Source organism: Micromonospora mangrovicola, assembly GCF_047200535.1.
GTDB lineage: Bacteria > Actinomycetota > Actinomycetes > Mycobacteriales > Micromonosporaceae > Micromonospora.
This window is the reverse complement of sequence record NZ_JBJZOG010000230.1, coordinates 1-1436: the sequence shown is the minus strand read 5'-3', so window position 1 is coordinate 1436 and position 1436 is coordinate 1. Positions and strand designations below refer to the sequence as shown.

1 protein-coding gene is annotated in these 1436 nt (G+C 66.4%); it reads right to left on the bottom strand.

Annotation, left to right across the window (positions count from 1 at the left end):
* Nucleotides 1–1422 (bottom strand): golvesin C-terminal-like domain-containing protein (locus tag ACL02O_RS34185; protein ID WP_412822318.1); only part of this gene is annotated, 1422 nt, incomplete at its 3' end.
* Between the last annotated feature and the right edge of the window lie 14 nt (nt 1423–1436).

Here is a 1436-nt window from a genome sequence, read left to right as displayed (position 1 = left end):
CCGGTAGATCCGGGTGATCTGCCCGGCCTTGGGCAGCATCGCCGGCTGCGTCGGCCCGGCGATCACCTCACCGTCGCGGGTCTTCACCGCCACCTGGTAGTAATAGAACTTGCGGGCCATCGGGTCGGTGTTGTCCGCCGCCGTCGGCACCGCCGTCGTGTCCTGATACGTGCGCGTGGCCGCCGACACCGGCGCGACCAGCGTCGCCGCGCTCGGGGTGAAGTTCTGGTGCACGCTGCGGTGCACCTGATACTCCACAATGTCGTCGCCCGTCGCCGTCGACGGGTCGACATACGCCGGCCAGTCCAGCACCGCACCGGTCGAGGTGATGGTGGTCGGCGGGTTCACCGCCACACCCGGGCGGCCGTAGGTGACCACCAGCTTGGGCAGGTTGTAGTCGCGGCGGTCATTGTTGTACGCGTACTCCGACGCCTCGTAGATCGGCCCGCCCCGGCCCTTCGTCGCCTCATCGAGGGCCTTGACCATGAACCCGTAGTTGGCGTAGGTGCCGTTGACCCAGTCCTGCACCACGTTGCGCACCGGGAACGAGTTCCACACGCTCGACTTGCCATACGCCTTCACCGCGCCGGCCTTGGTGAACCGCACCGCGTCCGCGATCGCCGCCTTGCCGGACACGTCACCCAGCACCACCTTGCCGGTCGTGCCCGCGGCGAACGGATGCGTCCCCAACGTCACCCACGCACCCTGGCTGGCCGGGGTGCTCTGGTCGACGGTGTAGGTCTTCGACCCGCCGTTGTAGTAAACCGTGTACGGGGCGTTCGTCGGCCGGTCCGAGGCACCCACGTAGTGCACCTCAACCTGGTAGTCACCCGCCTCGGTGATCGTCGGCACCCAGGTGTGCTTGTCGCCCGTGGTGGCGTCGTTGTTGTACCGGTAGTCCCCGTTGATCGCCAACGGGGTCAACGTGGCGTTGCCCGAGTACGGCCACGACCCCGTCACCGACGTGCCGGAGTCCCCGTCATCCTTCGTGACGACGTTGCCCGCCGGCACACCAGCCATTTTGGCGTTCATCGTCGACCACGTCGCCGTCGACTCGTCCCAGTCCGCCGTCACCCGACGCGCCTCCATCGGCACGTCGTACGCCCAGTCCGTGTGCGTCTGCGAGTAGTACAACTGCAACTGCGCATCATCGATCGGCATGTTCGCCGGAATCGAGTCCAGGTTGAACTTGAACAACGACCGCCACACCTGGCTGGAGGTCGTACCCACCTTCAACTGGTACGTGTCGTTGTAGTTCGTCGTCGTCGCCCCGGAGTAGATCCCCACATCCTGGGCATCGGTCGGCACCGGCTGCACCTTGATCGTCGGGTCGACCGTCACCGGATACACCCGGGCCTTGTCCGCCAGCCAACCCGCGTCCGCGGAAATCGTGACCGTGGTCTGCCCATACACCTGCTGCACCCGCTGGGAAACCT